This window comes from Methanosarcina sp. (assembly GCF_028693135.1).
Lineage (GTDB): Archaea > Halobacteriota > Methanosarcinia > Methanosarcinales > Methanosarcinaceae > Methanosarcina.
This window is the reverse complement of sequence record NZ_JAQUVZ010000008.1, coordinates 117,959-136,300: the sequence shown is the minus strand read 5'-3', so window position 1 is coordinate 136,300 and position 18,342 is coordinate 117,959. Positions and strand designations below refer to the sequence as shown.

At 42.4% G+C, this 18,342-nt stretch carries 14 protein-coding genes and 1 pseudogene; 6 read left to right on the top strand and 9 right to left on the bottom strand.

The genetic code is table 11. The features are described from left to right. Nucleotides 1-328: 328 nt before the first annotated feature. Nucleotides 329-487, top strand: coding sequence for a hypothetical protein (locus tag PHF18_RS06140; RefSeq protein WP_300099782.1), 159 nt, complete (start codon nucleotides 329-331; stop codon nucleotides 485-487). A 572-nt stretch (nucleotides 488-1,059) separates the two neighbouring features. On the opposite strand, the gene eno is transcribed toward PHF18_RS06140, so the two are convergent. Further along, nucleotides 1,060-2,346: a phosphopyruvate hydratase gene (gene eno, locus PHF18_RS06135; protein WP_300099795.1), complete on the bottom strand. Its 1,287-nt coding sequence runs from the start codon at nucleotides 2,344-2,346 to the stop codon at nucleotides 1,060-1,062. Nucleotides 2,347-3,033: 687 nt separating this feature from the next. Here eno and PHF18_RS06130 point away from each other — a divergent pair. Further along, nucleotides 3,034-3,423, top strand: a complete 390-nt coding sequence (locus tag PHF18_RS06130; protein WP_300099780.1) for a transcriptional regulator — start codon at nucleotides 3,034-3,036, stop codon at nucleotides 3,421-3,423. Nucleotides 3,424-3,662: 239 nt separating this feature from the next. On the opposite strand, the gene PHF18_RS06125 is transcribed toward PHF18_RS06130, so the two are convergent. The 7 genes from PHF18_RS06125 to PHF18_RS06095 form a co-directional block, all read right to left on the bottom strand. Beyond that, the gene (locus PHF18_RS06125; protein WP_300099779.1) at nucleotides 3,663-4,118 is read right to left on the bottom strand and encodes a PPC domain-containing DNA-binding protein; all 456 of its coding nucleotides are present in this window, start codon (nucleotides 4,116-4,118) and stop codon (nucleotides 3,663-3,665) included. 9 nt (nucleotides 4,119-4,127) lie between these two features. Then, the gene (locus tag PHF18_RS06120) at nucleotides 4,128-4,811 is read right to left on the bottom strand and encodes an ABC transporter ATP-binding protein (RefSeq protein ID WP_300099778.1); all 684 of its coding nucleotides are present in this window, start codon (nucleotides 4,809-4,811) and stop codon (nucleotides 4,128-4,130) included. A gap of 83 nt (nucleotides 4,812-4,894) precedes the next feature. Next, entirely contained in the window at nucleotides 4,895-5,818 is a 924-nt protein-coding gene (locus PHF18_RS06115; RefSeq protein ID WP_300099777.1) for a DMT family transporter, read from the bottom strand. A gap of 108 nt (nucleotides 5,819-5,926) precedes the next feature. Beyond that, nucleotides 5,927-6,904: a DMT family transporter gene (locus PHF18_RS06110; RefSeq protein WP_300099775.1), complete on the bottom strand. Its 978-nt coding sequence runs from the start codon at nucleotides 6,902-6,904 to the stop codon at nucleotides 5,927-5,929. Nucleotides 6,905-7,035: 131 nt separating this feature from the next. Further along, nucleotides 7,036-8,292, bottom strand: coding sequence for an RNA-guided endonuclease TnpB family protein (locus PHF18_RS06105; protein WP_300099794.1), 1,257 nt, complete (start codon nucleotides 8,290-8,292; stop codon nucleotides 7,036-7,038). Between the two features lie 402 nt (nucleotides 8,293-8,694). After that, complete coding sequence (locus tag PHF18_RS06100; protein ID WP_300099773.1) at nucleotides 8,695-10,362, bottom strand: adenosylcobalamin-dependent ribonucleoside-diphosphate reductase; 1,668 nt, start codon at nucleotides 10,360-10,362, stop codon at nucleotides 8,695-8,697. Between the two features lie 754 nt (nucleotides 10,363-11,116). Further along, nucleotides 11,117-11,584, bottom strand: coding sequence for a peptidylprolyl isomerase (locus PHF18_RS06095; RefSeq protein ID WP_300099771.1), 468 nt, complete (start codon nucleotides 11,582-11,584; stop codon nucleotides 11,117-11,119). Between the two features lie 188 nt (nucleotides 11,585-11,772). On the opposite strand from PHF18_RS06095, the gene PHF18_RS06090 reads away from it, so the two are divergent. The 4 genes and pseudogenes from PHF18_RS06090 to PHF18_RS06075 all read left to right on the top strand — a co-directional run bounded on the left by PHF18_RS06090 (nucleotide 11,773) and on the right by PHF18_RS06075 (nucleotide 15,362). Continuing rightward, complete coding sequence (locus PHF18_RS06090) at nucleotides 11,773-12,078, top strand: hypothetical protein (protein ID WP_300099770.1); 306 nt, start codon at nucleotides 11,773-11,775, stop codon at nucleotides 12,076-12,078. Nucleotides 12,079-12,534: 456 nt separating this feature from the next. Then, the gene (locus tag PHF18_RS06085) at nucleotides 12,535-13,125 is read left to right on the top strand and encodes a hypothetical protein (RefSeq protein ID WP_300099769.1); all 591 of its coding nucleotides are present in this window, start codon (nucleotides 12,535-12,537) and stop codon (nucleotides 13,123-13,125) included. Nucleotides 13,126-13,688: 563 nt separating this feature from the next. After that, nucleotides 13,689-14,189 (top strand): annotated as a pseudogene (locus tag PHF18_RS06080) (ISAzo13 family transposase); the annotation flags it as partial. Between the two features lie 156 nt (nucleotides 14,190-14,345). Then, entirely contained in the window at nucleotides 14,346-15,362 is a 1,017-nt protein-coding gene (locus PHF18_RS06075; protein ID WP_300099767.1) for a cupin domain-containing protein, read from the top strand. A 52-nt stretch (nucleotides 15,363-15,414) separates the two neighbouring features. Here PHF18_RS06075 and PHF18_RS06070 read toward each other — a convergent pair whose 3' ends face one another. Beyond that, nucleotides 15,415-17,742, bottom strand: coding sequence for a M4 family metallopeptidase (locus PHF18_RS06070; protein ID WP_300099765.1), 2,328 nt, complete (start codon nucleotides 17,740-17,742; stop codon nucleotides 15,415-15,417). Between the last annotated feature and the right edge of the window lie 600 nt (nucleotides 17,743-18,342).

The window sequence follows — 18,342 nt, the reverse complement described above, 5'->3', positions numbered from 1 at the left end:
GTGACGCCAGCAATTGTTTTAAAGCTTCGAGTTCCATTTTGTGACTCCAAGATATGATAAAGAGGAAATGGAGCAACTATTATATTTTTCCTGCGATTGAAAATCCATTTAATTTGAAGAGGATACGAAAATCCTTCGAATTAAGCCTCGCGCTAGTTGCGCCACCCGAATTGCGATTCGGGAGCTCGCGGTCCTTTTCGCTGCGCTCAAGAGGACTACTTGATGGATTTTAGCAGTGAACTTTGCCCAGGGGACTAAATTATGAATGTTTATGGATGTTAATACTGAAGACTGCGTTCAAGAGGACGAAATTAGATTGTTCTGACCCGTGCAACCTTATTCGCTGTACCGTGTCGTTTTTGTCACGCTCGACGCAGGAGAGCGGCTTTCAGACAAAATAAGAAGAGAAAATAAGAGCCTGAAAGTGAAAACTACTGAGGACACCTGTAAGAAACTAACCGATAAAAATGACCGGGAAGCCCAATAAAAGATCAACAAAAAAATAGCAAGTAAAAACAACCTAAAAACTTGTAATGATGCCAAAAGGAACATAATTAAATTCGATCTAAAAAATATTCTTATTCCAGTAAGCTTTTTTATCTCTTTTTATCTCTTTTTATCCTTTTTCTTCTTTGTCTGCTATTTTTGACGAGCCGCCAGACAAGCTGGCGGAGGCGCGTATATTTATTTGTGAAATTAAATGTGCTTTTCAGGGGTAAAAGGAAATACTTCTTGAACAAGCGGGGGTATTTTGCTTTCTGATTTCATCAAAGCGGTGGGCTCCAGCCGAGTTTAGGCGCGGGACAGGAACGGCAAGTAATTCTATTCAGGCCATCCCGGAGTAGGACCAGCTGGTTTCCCACGAACTGGCCGAAGTCAGAAAACATATAAAGACTTAAAAGTCAGAAAGACTTAAAAGTCAGGGGTCAATGAGAAATGAAACTAAAAGACAAGGACTAAGAAATGAAGAGCAAGAAACTAATGAACAAAGGTTAAAAAAAGTGAATAAAAAAGTTAAAAAATTAAATAACAGAGTTTAAAAATGAATTAAAAAAAAGGTTAGAGCTGCACGTAATGTGCAACTTCACCGAGATCCTCTTCTATTCTGAGGAGCTGGTTATATTTTGCAGTCCTTTCGCCACGTGCCGGAGCTCCGGTCTTGATCATTTCTGCCCCTATGGCAACTGCGAGATCTGAGATGGTGGTGTCTTCGGTTTCGGCAGAACGGTGGCTTACGATTACAGTGTAGCCGTTTCTGGAAGCCATGCTGGCGGCGTCAAAGGCTTCGGAGATTGAGCCGATCTGGTTGACTTTGAGGAGAAGGGCATTTGCTGCTCCCATATCCACGCCTTTTGAGAGCCTTTCGATGTTTGTGACAAAGAGATCGTCACCTACAATGATCGTGTCCCAGAGTTCGTTGGTAAGGGCTTCAAAGTCCTCGAAGGCTTCCTCCTGGAAGGGGTCCTCGATAGAAAGGATGGGGTAAGAGTTTACAAGCTCTACATAGTAGTCAATCAGTTCCGGAGCAGCCAGTTTCTTTCCATCAATTGCATATAATTCATCTTCATAAAACTCGGTTGCTGCCGCATCAAGCCCTATTGTAACCTCGGACTCGGTATAGCCTGCTTCTTCAATTGCGTGTACGAGGGCGTCAAGAGCTTCTGTAGACTCGCTCATTTTGGGGGCATATCCGCCTTCATAGCCCACGTTAGTAGAAGAGCGTCCGTATTTTTTCTCCAGAAACTTCCCGAGGATCTGGTAGATCTCTGTCCCGATTTGCAGGGCCTCGTAGAAGGTGTCTGCGCCTTTGGGCTGAATCATGAACTCCTGGATTGCAAGATCATTTCCTGCATGCTTGCCTCCGTTCAGGACATTCATTGTGGGTACCGGGAGGGTAAAAGCGTTAGAACCACCGAAGTAGCGGTAAAGAGGCATGTTAAGGGAGTCAGCTGCAGCCTTTGCAACCGCCATGGATACGCCAAGAATTGAGTTCGCTCCGAGGTTTGCTTTGTTTGCGGTTTCGTCGAGCTCGATCATCAGCTCGTCGATTTCCCGCTGGTTTCGCGCATCAAGTCCAAGCAATTCCTTCTGGATAATGGTATTTACATTCTTGACTGCCGTCAGGACGCCCTTTCCACCGTACCTGTTGGGGTCTGCATCGCGCAGTTCAAGGGCTTCGTTCGTACCCGTGGAAGCTCCTGAAGGGACACTTGCTCTGCCAAATCCCTTCGGTGTAAACACATCAACTTCAATAGTGGGATTTCCCCTTGAGTCCAGGATCTCCCGAGCATGTATCTTTTGGATCTTATATTCTCCAGAATCCTGCTGTAAACCGATATACGACATCATTTCACCCTTTCTAAATCTCTGATCTATCTATACATATATTCTGTTATTTGAACTTGACTTTAACTTAACCTAACCGTTACATGTCCGAATGGTATTTAACTGTTTATCCGGTTTGAATGAATCAATTTGCCTGAATTTATACCTGTTTTTCTCATAATAGAGACTCCTCTAATTCACGCTTCCAGTGTCCTTTCTATCTTAGAACAATAGTATTTAATGAGTCCCGATTTAATGAGTCCCGATTTAATGAGTCCTGATTTAATGAGTCCTGATTTAATGAGTCCTGATTTAATGAGTTACTCTTTTTTCTTTTATTTACTCTTTTTTCTTTTAGAGTTAATCTTCCCCGATTAAAGAATTGAAGATATCAATGCGCTTAAAACTGGTTCCTTCAGGAACTTCCATATTCTATATGGCAAAAACTATCTCTTTGTTTCTGGAAAGCCTATTTTCTACTTAAAGGATGTTTAATTCCTGCAAACACTTGCTTTAAAGGTTTTGGTTAAAACTACAAAACCTATTTTTTTCTATAGATTCATTCCCCCAGTCTTTTATAGAAAAACTCCAAAAAAAAGCCTTACTAGGGTTAGATGCCTTTTTTACTTGCGGATAATATCCAATTTATTTATAAAGACAATTTTATCTACATAAAATATATAAACCTGAAAGTATTATTTATTCCCGATGACCGACGATTCTCCAGTTAATTTAACCGAAAAAGAGTATTCAATTATTGATAAACTCCAGAGCCTGGGACTCCCGAGGACAGAGGCCACCGCAATTGTGTGTTTAAAAGACTGCAGGGAACTCAGGTCCCTTCATATAGAACTTGTCTCCGGGCTCAGACAGCCGGAAGTGAGTGTAGCTATGCGTCCTCTAAGGAATAGGGGCTGGGTTGATGAAAGGTCCGAAAAGAAGAATAAGGGAAAAGGCAGACCTGTGAAGTACTACCAATTAACAGTACCGTTCCCGCAGATAATACAAATTCTCGAAGAGGAGTTTTTAAAAGATAACAACGAGAAAATGATCGCACTCAAAAGGCTGAGAGAACTGGAAATTATAATGCAAAATTAAGTTTACTGAAAATTAAGTTTACTGGTAATTAAGTTTACTGGAAATTATAATGCAAAATTAAGTTTACTGGAAATTAAGTTTACTGGAAATTAAGTTTACTGGAAATTAAGTTTACTGGAAATTAAGTTTTCAAACAATAAATGTAAGGAAATCTACCAGATCTGATTTTCCATAAATCGTTTCCAGCTTTAATTACTCCCAATTCCCGATCCTTTTTAACGCTTACTCTATTCGAAATGTCATTTTTGATCAGGGATCTGCATAAAGCTCACGGGAGCAAAGCCCTGCTCCGCATCCATTACCCTTCTGGCAGAAATTCCTTCCAACTCGAAAATGAATACCTCGACAACCATAAAAACTTCACTTTCACCTCTCAGGCACCCCAGTTTAATGCTTTCTCCCCTGCCTGTTCCTGCATGAAGGTGAATTTTGGGTTTTCCATTCTCCAGGAAAATATCTCCTATTCCGAGAATCTCATGGGCATCATTAAATCCAGACCAGACGGGTTCCGGAGGTCTTCTATTTTCTTTCGGGCCTGTAACAAGCTTTCCTTCCCTCAGCGCGCCAAGCAGCATAAACACAGCCGACTCAATCTTCTCCATTTCTGCAAGTTTAATAAGTTCCAGGAGAAGGTCATCCCCGTGGTCAACCCTGACAGTAAAAACCCTGCCTATCCTTCCTTTTGCGTACTCCATTCTTTTTCCTCATTGATCCGTTATTTTTCCATCTACAATTCTGATAATCCTATCGGCCTTTCCGGCCAGGTCCTCATTATGGGTTACCACAATAAAGGTCTGGTTATATTCCTTGTTCAGCTTGCGGAGCAGTTCATAGATCAAATCTCCTGCTTTAGTGTCAAGGTTGCCTGTAGGCTCATCCCCAAGTACGATTGCAGGAGAACAGCTAAGAGCCCGGGCTACTGCAACCCTCTGGTTCTGCCCTCCGGAAAGTTCCCCTGGCCTGTGGTCCATCCTATCTTCAAGCCCGACCTCTTTCAGAAGTTTTTTGGCAATATCCTTTGCTTCTTCCTTGCTTTTTCCCGCAATCAAGAGCGGCATCATTACGTTTTCCAGAGCGGTGAAATCCGGTAGCAGGTGGTGATACTGGAAGACAAAGCCGAGCATCCTGTTTCTCATCCCGGAACGCTCCTTATCCGACATTTTTGTAACGTCATTGCCGTCTATCAGGAGGGTCCCTGAACTGGGCGTGTCGAGCAGACCTATGAGATGCATAAGTGTGCTTTTGCCTGAACCAGAAGGCCCTACAATTGCAACAAACTCTCCTTTTTTAATTATCAGGTTTGCATTGTCGAGTGCGCTAAACTCCACTCCGTTTTTGTAAACTTTGGTCAGGTTTTTAAGCTCTATAATCGGGCTTCCGTCTGTCATGCTTTTCCTGCGTTTTCAAAAATTTAATATTAAAAATAGAGGGGTTCTTAAGTAAAGATCTTTTGGGCAGAAGGGTAGACCGTTTATTGAAAATTGTCCTGCTGAAAATCGGTTGACAGACTTCTGTCTCCTGTCCCTTTCCTGCTCACGAGATAAGCTGCTGTCAGGATGAGTACACAGCCCAGAAAAGTCGAGATGTAGAAGGGGTTTCTCAGGACTGCAGTGTCAAAGAAAATTCCTGATACAGGTTCGAGAAGGGCAAGAATGCTTCCTGTCTGCGCTCTTATACCCGAAATCCCTTTGAGGTAGAGAATGGCAGCGAATGTAATGGTCAAACCGAAGAGAAGCAAAGTACTGAAGTTTCTAAAGTAGACCGGAATGGGAGTCGAAAGTGCAGACGGCAGCATAAAGAGAAGGCTTATTCCGGTCAGCCAGAAAGTCTGGGATATCCCTGTATAGTCATGCCTAAGGTAGCGAATCGTGATTATGGTGGTGCCAAAAGAGAGCCCTGAAAGCAGGCCGAACAACAGGCCTTTCATAAAATCGGACCCTGTACTCAGGCTTGCCAGGACCTCTCCGGGACGTGTAATGAGTAATACTCCTGCAACTGAGAGGAAAAGAGGCAGAAGGCTTTTGCTGCTGCTTCTTTCTCCAAGGATTGAAGGAGCAAGCAGATTGACATATACAGGAGCCGTATAAAGGAGCAGTACAGCAACGGAAATTCCGCTGTACCTTATAGCTGATAAATAGCATATGCCGGTTATTGCATTCATAAAACCCAGCAGCAGAAGATATTTTCTGTTCCTGCCGGGCCTGAGTTGTTCAAGGCTTCCACTTAACAGCAGGTAAAAGAAAATCAGGAATAAACCGAAAAAGAGCCTGCAGAATAGAATGGATCCTACGGACATGTCCTGGATCCTGTCCAGAAAAACTCCTATGGTGCCGTAAATAATGCTGCCTGTTATGGTTTCGGAGTACGGCTTGAAAGAAGTTCCCTGCACTGGCATATTCGATGATTATAAGACTAGAGATATATATTTATTGGAAACTGAATAAAATGGGGAAAATTTATTGCGGAAAAAACCCATAACTACTAAAAAAAGAAAATAGAGTGTTTATTCATCCTGTAGCCTCAAAAGTTCTCTTTTCCAGGAAGGCATCTTTTTGTTTGATGCCATTTTTTCCCTGAAAATCAACTTCTTCAGGAAATCAGAGTTATCCAGGCTTACTACGACTGCTGCTGCAAGGATAAAGAAGGAACCTATAAGCATCCCACTGTGAACAGGGCTTCCCAGAACCGTGTGGTCAAAAAAGATACAGGAAACCGGCTCAAGAAGGGTGAGGACGCTGCCTGTAATGGCGCTTACACCTGCCACGCCTCTTATATAGAACACTGCACCTACCCCGGTGATGAGGAAGCCAAAAAGCATAAGGACAGGAAGGTTTGCAGCGAGCACATTCCCTGGAATGGAGACTGCGAAAGGAGAAAGGAAGACCAGACTGATTGCGCTCTGCCAGACAAGCTGGGTAAGGCCGTTATACTCATCCCTGAGGAAACGGACGGATATTATGACTCCACTGCTGAAAAGGCCTCCTACGAGCCCGAAGATTACACCTTTCATATAGCTGCTTCCAATTTCAAGCTGTTCAAAACCTCCTTCAGGTCTTGTTACATAGAAGACGCCTATAAGACCCAGGAAAAGGGCAAAAATAGTTTTTCCAGTGTTCTTTTCACCCAGAAGAACTGGTGCAAGAAAAGTCAGGTATATAGGATCAGTATACAGGAGAAGAACAGCAGAAGAAGCCCCAAGGTAGCGGATTGCAGAATAGTAGGAAAACATTTGAGATACGTACAGAATTCCCAGAAGAAGCAGGTATTTTTTCTTTCGTTTCAACGAGAGTTGCCCGAGATTTCCGGTAATTGCAAGATAACATATTATAGCTGAAAGTCCAAAAAGAACTCTATAGAATATAATGGAACCTACAGACATATCCTTAAGTAATTCCATGAAAATTCCAACGGTGCCATATATAATACACGCCGTTAGTAATTCAAGATGATGTTTTGAGGCAGCAGATACAGAAACAGTCATATATATTCAGGGGGGACGAATGTATATATATTTTCAGTAAGATAACTGCACCTTCAGTAGTATAACACTTCATAAAAAAATTAAGAAACTTCGTAAGAGTGGTGTTTTTATTCTTCAGTGTGAACTACCCATCATTGAAATGACGGGCATCCTGCTTCACGGCTCTCTCTTTTTAGAATAACTCCGCAGGCTCTACCCTCTGTCCCAGAGGTGATTAGATTATTAATTGCAAATTGTTTAATGTTGATGGCTGCATTAATATCTCTGTCATGGTTTGTATTACAAGAAGGACAAAGCCATTCTCTATCCTTTAAAGTTAATTCAGAATTATGGTATCCGCAAACATGACAATTTTTAGAAGATGGTTCAAACATTCCAATCTTCAAAATTGTCTTGCCAAACCATTGAGCCTTATACTCCAACTTTGTTACAAAACTGCTCCATGCAGAATCAGCCACAGCTTGAGCTAATTTGTGATTTTTAATCATACCTTTTATATTTAAAGTTTCAATTGCAACTGCTTGGTTTTCGCGTATTAGTGACAATGAAACTTTATGCTGAAAATTATTTCTCTGGTTTGAAACTAATTGATGCTGTTTTGCAAGTTTGTTAACAGCTTTCTTCCGGTTTTTAGAACCTTTAACCTTTCTACTGACTCTTTGTTGTAGCATTTTAAGTTTCTTTATAGATTTTTTAAGAAACTTAGGGTTATCAATTTTCTCCCCTGTAGATACGGCTGCAAATGTCTTGATACCAACATCAACACCTACCATAGTTGATTCGGAACATTGTTGAGTTACCGGATATTTATTCAGATCCTCGGTTAAGATGCTAATATGGTATCTTCCGGCTGATGTTCTGGAAACGGTCGCAGTCCTTAAGAATTCTGAATTAAGATCCTTCTCAACTATGATTTCGTTATTAATGGTAGTTGTTTTGATATGAGTTTCAAAGAATTCAGGTTCAAAAAGGGGTCTATGTATATTGATTTTAATCCAGCCAATAATAGGTAGAAAGATCTCAGAAGTAGTTAAGTTAATTTTATAATGTTGAGGAACCTGAAATGAGAAATGTTGTTTTTTCTTTAATTTTTCAGCTGGATAATCCCCCAATCCTTTAAAAAAACGTTGATAAGCATTATCTAAGTTTTTGTTTGCCTGTTGCAAAGATTGAGAATTAACCTTCTTCAACCACGGATAAATATCTTTTAAGACAAGAATGTGCTTATCGAGTTCTGATCTTGAGATACTGCATCCACATTGGCTATATAATACAGATCTAACATGAAGAAGTTTATTATAGAGAAAACGAACGCCGCCAAAATGCTGCTCAAGCACCTGCTTTTGGCCCTCTTCAGGATAAATCCTATATAAACTTCCTTTTCTCATATTTATCAAGTATATATAGGTTTTGAACTTATATTAAATCAATAGTTATCGAAAAATAATAAATGTACGGAAGTTGACGGTATTCATCCCGCCACTAAACAGGTTGTCCGACAATTCATTTTCAGGGCAAAAAATGTGAGAAATAAGGTGTTTAAAGCCTTTAAATCGAAAAATAAGGAATTTAATTATTACTGGCGATAATTGTCGGACAGCCTCTAAAGTAACGGGCATTCTGCCTTCGTTTTTCGTAAAACCAATACTCCATAATTTATTCTGGCAGGGACAGTTCGATTAACGGACTAAGTTAGCGGATTCAGTTAGCGGATTAGTTAGTGGATTCAGCTAACGGACTCAGTTAGCGGATTAGTTAGTGGATTCAGTTAGTGGATTCAGTTAGCGGATTCAGTTAACGGACTTTTTTAAGTTGAGAACCACATGCTGTCTGCTCCCGGTCCTGTAGATTGTAAGCCCTTTTAATCCCTGCTTCCAGGCGTAAATCAGAGCTTTCTCAATATCCTCCTTTATGGCGTCTGCAGGCATGTTTATGGTCTTTGAGATTCCTGCATGGCAGTGGCGTTGAAAGGCTGCCTGTACATCAATATGAGTCTTCCAGCTAATATCAAGGGCTGACCTGAAGAGCCTTTTTTCATCTTCGTTGACTATTTTCCGGTCTTTTATGTCCTGCAGGGTGCCATGCGTGTAGACATGCTCAAGGAGCCAGCGGTAATCAGGTTCCGAAAGCTCTGGCTTAAAATGTGCCTCAAAGAGGGGGTGGACAAGCAGGAATTCTTTTCCCACCGTATGGGTCCGCCTGTAGACCCAGCTGAAAACAGGCTCAATCCCTGCAGAGCAGCCGGCAAGAATGCTGATAGTGCCTGTCGGGGCAATTGCAGTCAATGCGGCGTTTCTCATTGGAAGTTCCCAGGTGGAGCTTTCATATTTCGGAAAAGGTTCTTTTTCTGCCGCAAGTTTTCTTGATTCCCTGACAGCAGCCCAGGTAATCTGTTCCATAAGCTTTTCTGCAAGCTCGAGAGTTTCTGGGGAGTCATAGGGCAGCCCCAGTTTCAAAAGCAGGTCGTGAAATCCCATAACTCCAAGACCAATTTTCCTTGTCTTTCGGGTGGCTTCCTCAATTTCCGGGACAGGGTACACATTTAGATCAATTTCATTATCCAGGAAACGGACAGCTTTTTCGGCTGTTTCCCTCAGAGATTCCCAGTTGATTTTTCCGTCCACGGCAAAAAGGGAAAGGTTGATGCTGCCCAGGTTGCAGGATTCATAAGGCAGGAGAGGCTCTTCTCCGCAGGGGTTTGTTGCAGTGATGTCCCCCAGTTCCGGGGTGAAGTTATCTCTGTTTATACGGTCATAGAAGAGAACGCCAGGTTCCCCGTTTTTCCAGATCCCATCAACGATTTCGGAGAAGACAGCCCCAACCGTTGCACCTGTCCGGGGGTTCCAGACCTCTCCGGTGCTGCCTGTTTCAACAAGCCTGATAAAAGCATCAGGGATCATTACTGAGATGTTGAAATTCCTGTAGCTCTCTTCAACGTGCTTTGCCCTGATGAAAGGGATGATGTCGTCATGCGAAACGTCCAGAATTCCTATATTTGCTCCTCTGCGCCTGCCAAACTGCTTTATGACTTCAGTTGCTTCGTTGAAGAGCTTCATGAAAGAAAGCGGGCCGCTGGCAACCCCGTCAACACAAAGGGCTTGAGACCCTTTTGGCCTCACCTTTGAGAAGTTAAACCCGGTTCCTCCTCCAGTCTTCTGGATAAGGGCTGCGGTTTTGAGGGCATCAAATATTTCCTCTACACTGTCCGCCACAGGGACTACAAAACAGGCGGCTAGCTGGCCCAGTTCCGTACCTGCATTCATAAGCGTGGGAGAACTCGGAAGAAAGATTTTACGGACCATAAGGTCTTTGAATTCCAGATATTCTTCCTCAGTTGCTCCAATTGCCTTTGCAACCCTTTCACAGATGTCTTCCCAGCCTTTCTCCCCTTCACGAAGATACCTGGCTTTCAGAGCTTCGGCAATCAGAGCATCCCATCCTTTCTCAGTATCCAGCACCTGAATCGTTTCTCCTGTGAATATTCTGCAGGCTTCTTTAAAAGCATGTTCGGTGTTTTTCGCTAAAGAAATAGTATTCCATAATTATACGGGATTTTTTATCATTTTATCCGAAAACGCAGTTAGAAAAAGTGATAAGAACGGCTGATGAGAATACATAATTCGAACAAATAGTTAGAATCTATGATCCTAAACATGATTCCCACAAATAATTAGAAACCACGATCCTGAAACATAATCAGAAATCCTAAAAAATAATCCGAAAATATGAACATGAAAAATTGAATTAGTCATATGCATTTACTTGTGACAGGCATAAAGCCCCTTGCTTTACAGGCTGTCCGACAATTACTATCAGTAATCTACAAAATCCTTTTTTTTCTATTTAAAGGCTTTATATGCCTTATTTTTTGCATGTTTTTGCCCTGAAATTGAATTGTCGGACAGCCTCTTTAGCTTGCGGGATGAATGGCGTAAACTTCTCTCCTTTTCGCTATCTTCTAACCTTGAAATACTATTCAGTCCTATACGATGTACTGAATTCCTAAGCGATAACCAAGCCAAGGAAACCAGAAATATTTGTATTAAATAATTTTTCACCTCTGGGACAGAGGGTAGAGCCTGTGGACTTGTGAACGTAGTTCGAGGTATGAAGCAGGAAGTCTCACAGCTTTAGCGTGGGGTAGTTCACGAAAATAGATCCTTCAAGGATAAAAAATAAAAAATAAGGGTTGACCTGAAGATCGAAAAGTCTTCAGACCAGCTCAGCTTTCACGATTTTCACTTCGGTTTTCGGGCGATCCTGGCGATCGACCTTTACCTTCCCCATGGCATCGACAACATCCATGCCTTCTACAACCTTTCCGAAAACGGGATGCTTTTTGTCAAGGTGGGTGTTATTTACGAGGTTAATGAAGAACTGGCTTCCGCCTGTGTTCGCGCCTGCATTTGCCATTGAGATCGTGCCCTTGTCGTTCCGGTTGTGTTTAGTAAACTCGTCGGGGATCTCATAGCCGGGCCCTCCCATGCCTGTTCCTGTCGGGTCTCCGCCCTGGATCATGAATTTGTCAATTATCCTGTGGAAAATCACGCCGTCGTAGAAGCCTTTTTCCACAAGTTTTGCAAAGTTTCCTGCCGTAATCGGCATGTCTTCAAACAGTTCAAGAGTGATGTCACCCATAGTGGTATGCAAAACCACTTTCTTTCCCTTCCATACAGCCATTTCTGTTCCTCTTCTGGTCTTTTAATCTTATTTTTATGTGTGCCTGGCTTTCTGTCGGCTTTTTGTGCACTGTATGCTCGCCTTACATGTAAATCCTGCGCCTCGCCCGAATTGCCGCCCGAATTGCGACTCGCCCGAATTGCGCCTCGGGAGTACGCGGTCCTTTTCGCTGCGCTCAAGAGGACTACTTGAGTGATTTTAAAGATAGATTAACTCAAGAGGACTACTTGATGGATTTTAAAGATAGATTAACTCAAGAGGACTACTTGATGGATTTTAAAGATAGATTAACTCAAGAGGATTACTTGATGGATTTTAAAGTGAGAGTCGTTCAGGAGGGCTCATATGAGAAGCTAAAGCCTTTCATTTTTTTTAGTTTCATTGTGCGATTAACAGTTTTCAGTCCTTTTCACTCTTATCATGCAGGAGATTATCCGGGACTTCGGGCATTTCAGGAGGCGAAAGTAAGAGAGATTCAGTCTCTTAATTCTTAGTTATTGTTCTGAATTCCACATGCCCGATTGCTCTATTGATTGCGTATTTGAGGGGAGTGGATGATAAGAAGAGTTTAAAGCTCGATAAAGACTATTCAAGTTTTATTAAAATAGTTTTGAAATTATAATTTTGTTGGTTGTAAATATATAAAGTTTTTGAGTTAGATTGGGGAATTTTCTTTTCTTAGGGTGCAACTTAGTAATTTATTTTCTAAACTTTTCGTACACAGTAGTTTAAATTTTGTCAAATATGAAAAAATCTGTAAGAACTCTGCATTATATTGTCCTTTTGCAGCTCCTTTACTTTCTCGATAATTTTATACGATTCCTTACGTTTTTATAGGCAGATCGGTTTATTTTTTAATGGGAAGAAAAATACGTTAGTTTTCGTTAAATCTCGTTAATTTTCTTTAATTTTCGTTAAGTTCCGATAAACCGACAGTGGGGGATATTTTTATGAATATATTTCAGGTTTTTTGCCTGTGGATAGCCGTAGGCCTATTCATCACTCTATCTGTGCTACCGGCTTCAGCAGAAACAAGTTTTGAAGCTGGGATGATTCTTGAAAATGAAACCGCGGAAATAAATCCGATAGATAACTCTACGGTTTCATATAACGAAACCGAAGTCGTTGAAAAGGAGCTGGGCCTGAGTCTCCGTTTTCTCGGATCCATGCTTCACCTGCTTGACCTCAACCTGAACCTTATAAATGAAACTCTGAATGACCACGCTACGGAATATCCTTTCTTGCAGTCAACAATAGAGGGGACATCTACAGGCATAGGTGCGGTGGACTCAACGATTGTTTTTGTGGAAGATCCCACAAACATGAGTAAAGCAAATTTAGCTATGAATACCTTCGATGGCGCTGTTTCAGACCTGAATGAAAGCCTCGTATATCCGCAGGATATGATGGATGCTGCAAATGCGACTCTCGGGCAGCCTGAAAACACAACACCGATACTTGAAGATATGTTCAAAATTGTGAAGGCAATGGTTACAACCTATGACCATATTGAGACTGAATCAGGAGGAGGAGACCTGTGAGATTTTACGGATTTTCGTAAATGTTTTTGTGATCAGGCCCCTTATCAATTCTCAGTGTATTCATATTTTCTTTTAAGGTTCCGGGCGGCTCGGTTAATCGGGAGATACTATTCCGGGGACCTTAATGGTATCCATCCGCTTTTTCTTATCAGCGATCCGACGCGGTTTGAGCCCGACGGCTTTTAGTGAAAAAAATGAAAAACTTCAACCGCACTTCCCCGCAAGCTTTTTATTGATTATTAGACATCGCCATATTTCTCGATTCTAACCCCCTTTATTTCACATGCTGAATTTTCACATACAGTTTTCCTTCGCGCCAGAACATGACCTAAAACATGCCTCTGATCCTCAATGAATAAATTAGAAGCACAAGTTTTTTACTGGATTATTAGACATTGCCATGTTATTCGATTCTAACCCCTTCATTTCACATGCCGAATTTTAAGATACAGTTTGCATTCTCACCAGAACAGGGCCTCAAAACATGCCCTTAACCCTCACTTCAATACATTTTCAGATGGTATTGTAATTCCACATGGCATATATGATCGGAACATAACGAAGGATACATTACCCTGGGAACCAGTAAGGGTACGGATGAATTTTGCTGTGACTGCATTAAATACTGGTGGGAAAACTACGATAAGGAAGATTACCACAAGGCAAGTAGCATTTTAGTCTTATCAGGTGGCGGTGGAAGCAACTCAAGCAGGCATTATATTTTCAAGGAAGACCTGCAAAAACTGGTAAATGAAATTGGAATTGAAATCAGAATGGATCACTATCCACCATATACTTCGAAATACAATCCAATAGAACACAGGTTATTCTGTCATGTTACAAGTGCCTGCAAAGGTACTGTTTTCAGCAGTATCGATGTGGTTAAAAGCCTTGTTGATAAGACTTCAACATCCACGGGACTTAAAGTGTTTTCGACTATCAAAAATAAAGTTTATGCCACGGGAAGAAAAGTCAGTGAAAACTTCAAGGAAAAAATGAAAATTGTCTTTGATGATTATTTGGGAAAATGGAATTATAGAGCAATTCCAGAAGTAAAAACGTGAAGTTATTTTCCAAGCATTCCTAAACAGATTCCTGCATAAATTGAGTGAAAAATATAAAATAATACTTCTGATAATTATTATAAGTATATATTTAAGCATATCCTGAAGGCAGCTTCAGAAGCATCGAATGATAAGTGAAAAAAATAAGGGAGTCATATGGATTTAATAAGGATTATATGCGGAATGCTTGCAGTTGCACTTATTCTGGGTATCCTGACCTGTGGGGCTCAGGACGAGCCGGCAGCAATTGCGGAAGAACTCGAAAATAAACCCGTAGGTGAATCTCCCTCAGGAGTGACCGAAAAAGCTCTGGTTACAGGAGAAAACACAACCGAAGAAAAGGCTGTCCTGGGACCTGCGCCGCCAGACCCTCTTATTCTTGCAAAAGGAGAGAGTAAAATGGCGACTAAAAGGAGAACCATTGAATCTAAAGTCAGGGCTACAGTCAGACTTCTTGAGGGACAGGGAGAAAAGCTCTTTCCTGATTTCAGAGAAGAAAATTCCCCCTGGTACGATCGTGACTTCTCTATTTTTGTCTGGACAATAAATGGGACTCAGGTAGTCTGCCCTCCAGATAGGGGGAGTGAAGGAGAGGACATGAAAGGGCTCCTGGATGCAGACGGTAAGCCCATAGGAGAGCTCTTCATAGAGGCTGCTCAGAGCGAAAGTGGTGACGGCTGGATAGATTACAGCTGGCAGAAACCCGGAAGTTCCGAGCCTTCCCACAGGTTCACCTTCGTTAAAAAGGCTACCTTTGAAGGACGGGCTTACATAGTTGGTTCAAACTTCTATGCGGATGACTATATTCTCTGCAAGAACCTTAGCGAATGCACGTATCTAGAAGAGCCTGGAAATATCCGTGTCGTGGAACTGCTGAACCCGGGAAATGTTAATAGAAACCTTGACCTGAACTACAGCATAGCTCATTCCGTTATCGACCCGGGAGAACATATCGCTCCCCACCTGATGAAAAATCCGGAAGTTCACTATATCCTTGAAGGGGAAGGCATCCTCTATATTGATGGAATCCCGGTCGAATTGTGTAAGGACCAGCTCATATACATCCCTGCAGGTGCGATTCAAACTACATACAACACTGGAAACACTACCCTCAAATTCCTTGCCATAAACCAGCCTGGCTGGTCAGAGGAAAATACTCAAATCTTTGAATAAAGAGCAGAATCTTTGAATAAAGAGCAGATCCCGATATCCATCGGGATATCTCTTATAGGAACTCCGGGTCACTCTCGTATATAATGCACAACCCCCAGCTGTCAAGGCTGCCTTCATTTCCTTCTGCCTGGTCTGCGACCTTCAGGGTCCAGACTCCTCTCATCTCTTTATTCACAGCAGGCAGCAGGACCTCATCAGATTCAGTACTGAACGTTTTTTTGAGATCTTTTCTGCCGTTTCCGGCCCTGTTATGCAGTACCAGTTCCTCCCCCGACGGCGTGACAAGTACGGCTTTCAGGTCCCCTATCGAAGGGTGGGTTATTTCCAGGGACACTTTGAGGTTTACTATTTTTCCCCCTCTCTCTATCTCAATGAGGCTTTTGATACCTTTCGGATTATTATCTGGGACGTTGAGGAAGGGGAAAATCTCCCTTTTAAGTTCCTCCTTTTCGACCTCCCTAACCAGGAATTTAACTCCCCAGTTGAGGAAAGAACCCTTATTTTCTTTCGCAAGGTCCTCAACCATTAGAGTCCATTTTCCCCAGACCCGTTCCCCTATACAGTCTCTGAGTGCAGGAACTGAGCCCAGGTTATATGTTCTGACAAGGCTCCTGTCCTTCCGGGCTAGCCGGTCATGCAGGACTATGCTCTTTCCGGCAGGTGTAAACAGTTTAATTCTGAGGTCCCTTAGATAGGAGTGCTCGATATTTACACTGACCCGGATGTCTTTTATAAGCCCCTCTTCCGAAACATAAATGGAACTCAGGACTCCATCAGGGCTCACATCCGGGATAAGGATCCAGGGAGAAACCTCCTTTTCAACCAGAAACAGGCCTTCAAGGTCTCCTGCCGGTTTTCCAAGGCCTACTGCAGCCCAGGCATTTTTGATTGCCGCGTACTCGGACCCATTTTCCCCATACAGCTGGCGACAGGCGTTCAACAGAGCATACCTGGCTTCCCGGAACGTCCACCTGCTAAGGGTCGCACTGCACAGGTATGCGGTAAGAGCAAGATAATAGATCTTTTCGGCTTTCTCTCTGGGAATTCCTTTGACTTTAATCCCGTAGTGGGTCCCACCCTCAATGGTAAGATAAGCGGCCTTGTTAAGGATCCCGCTGTTCAGGTGAATATACCCTGCCTGGTTCCTGTGAAGGTCAGGAACCTCCCCGGGAGCAAGCTGCATGTAATTGTCAATGTGGTCAGGCTGCCAGAACCTGGGTGGGTCGGAAAGGTCCCTCAGGGCGTCTCCTTCATGAAAAGGGGTGTAGACTCCTTCCCCTATTTCCCAGTTCGTGATCTTCTCTTCGTTTGAGATAAAAACTGCAAAAACATCGGCAAAGGACTCATCAATAGCTCCGGCTTCTTCACAGTACACGAATTTGGCTGTCTGGGCGGTAACGGCATGTGTCAGCTCATGAGCTACAATGTCGAGCGCAAACGCCATGGGTCTCCAGCGAAAACCATCCCCGTCCCCGAAAACAAGTTGTTTGTGGTAGTCGCTCCAGAAAGAATTGTTGTAGTTCCGCTGAAAGTGAACCGTAGACACGAGAGTTGAGCCTTTATTATCATAGCTGTCCCTTCCGAAATTGTTTTTGTAGTAATCGTACACTATTCCCATATTTTCATGAGCTGCCCGGGCTACCTCATCTGCGACAGTCTGATCGTTTTCAAGCAGAAGTTCGCCGGGCAGGGAAGATTCGTTTTTTGCAGTGTATGTCTTTCTAAAAAGGGCAGACCTGATCTGGGAAAAATTGTAAAGCTGCTCGCCGGTATGGGCATCAATGAAATGAAACTTCCCTGCAAAACCTTCGGCAAATATGGACTCAATCTGCCAGACCAGATGAAGCCTTTTCAGATGAAGCTGTTTCAGGGGGGGCTGTTTTTTACTGTCCCGAAAAAGCATCAGCCTTGAACGGGGAACCGTAACAACGTGTTTTGAGCCAATATCCTGACGGACAATTTCAATAGCTTCTTCTATTTTGATTTTCGGCTCAAGGGCAACAGATACCTCTGTCACGCGAAAATCTTTGTACGCGATAATCTCCCCTGCGGGGTTTATGTGGACCTGGACAGACCCCTCGAACACAGGGATGCCTTTTATGTGCTGGAGGAAAATAACATGGTGAAAACCGCTGAAATCAGTTTCTACGGTGAAAAGTTCCAGGTTTTCATCAAGCTCCGACTGCATATCCAGAAGCGCCCTGTATTCTTCCAGAAACTTTTTTGCTATTGTTTCAGGACTTTCAGTTGAGGGTATCGAAAGGGTTCCTTTGATGAATTTCGGAATTTTCATACGGGAATCCCAGAAAATTTCAGATTCAGGGGCGATTTCTTTTAATTTCTCGACAGCTCTGGTTTGCTTTTCACTCAGTTTCGACATATTTTCCCCATATCTTAATTTTCCTTCTAATTATATCCCCTTTTCATCCTGAACTTATTGCTTAATTTATTGCTTAACTTATTCCTTAACTTATTGCTTAACTTATTGCTTAACTTATTGCTTAACCTATCCTGATCCTGAATTCCTCCTGACTGCACTGCGCGTGCAACATAACAAAGTCCTTTTCGCTATTTTCAGCTTAGCTCAAGAGGACTGTATATGATTATCTCTGACCCATACAACCATATTCGCTGTATCGTGTCGTTCTTTTCACGCTCGACGCAGGAGAGCGGCCTTGCAGATAATAAAGAAGAAAAGAAGATGAAAAGATAAAAAATAAAACACGAAGTAAAAACAACCAGAAAACCTGTAATACCAAGCAAAGTACAAATTAAATTTATTTAATATATATTTTTTCGACTCTCTTTTCATTATTCTTTATTTTCCTCATTCAATTCTTTTTCTTCTACTTCTTTCTGCTTTTTGGGTAAGGCCGCCAGACAAGCCGGCGGAGGCCCTTATATTTATCTGAATTGAAAACGGTTTTCAGGGTTGAGGAAAGTATTAACACAAGCCAACACAAGCCAGGCAAAGTTCTTT

What these genes read in the sequence shown, in the direction of transcription:
- eno (WP_300099795.1), bottom strand. Translation starts at nt 2,346, where the DNA reads ATGTCGTATATCGGTTTACAGCAGGATTCTGGAGAATATAAGATCCAA.
- PHF18_RS06130 (WP_300099780.1), top strand. Translation starts at nt 3,034, where the DNA reads ATGACCGACGATTCTCCAGTTAATTTAACCGAAAAAGAGTATTCAATT.
- PHF18_RS06125 (WP_300099779.1), bottom strand. Translation starts at nt 4,118, where the DNA reads ATGGAGTACGCAAAAGGAAGGATAGGCAGGGTTTTTACTGTCAGGGTT.
- PHF18_RS06120 (WP_300099778.1), bottom strand. Translation starts at nt 4,811, where the DNA reads ATGACAGACGGAAGCCCGATTATAGAGCTTAAAAACCTGACCAAAGTT.
- PHF18_RS06115 (WP_300099777.1), bottom strand. Translation starts at nt 5,818, where the DNA reads ATGCCAGTGCAGGGAACTTCTTTCAAGCCGTACTCCGAAACCATAACA.
- PHF18_RS06110 (WP_300099775.1), bottom strand. Translation starts at nt 6,904, where the DNA reads ATGACTGTTTCTGTATCTGCTGCCTCAAAACATCATCTTGAATTACTA.
- PHF18_RS06105 (WP_300099794.1), bottom strand. Translation starts at nt 8,292, where the DNA reads ATGAGAAAAGGAAGTTTATATAGGATTTATCCTGAAGAGGGCCAAAAG.
- PHF18_RS06095 (WP_300099771.1), bottom strand. Translation starts at nt 11,584, where the DNA reads ATGGCTGTATGGAAGGGAAAGAAAGTGGTTTTGCATACCACTATGGGT.
- PHF18_RS06085 (WP_300099769.1), top strand. Translation starts at nt 12,535, where the DNA reads ATGAATATATTTCAGGTTTTTTGCCTGTGGATAGCCGTAGGCCTATTC.
- PHF18_RS06075 (WP_300099767.1), top strand. Translation starts at nt 14,346, where the DNA reads ATGGATTTAATAAGGATTATATGCGGAATGCTTGCAGTTGCACTTATT.
- PHF18_RS06070 (WP_300099765.1), bottom strand. Translation starts at nt 17,742, where the DNA reads ATGTCGAAACTGAGTGAAAAGCAAACCAGAGCTGTCGAGAAATTAAAA.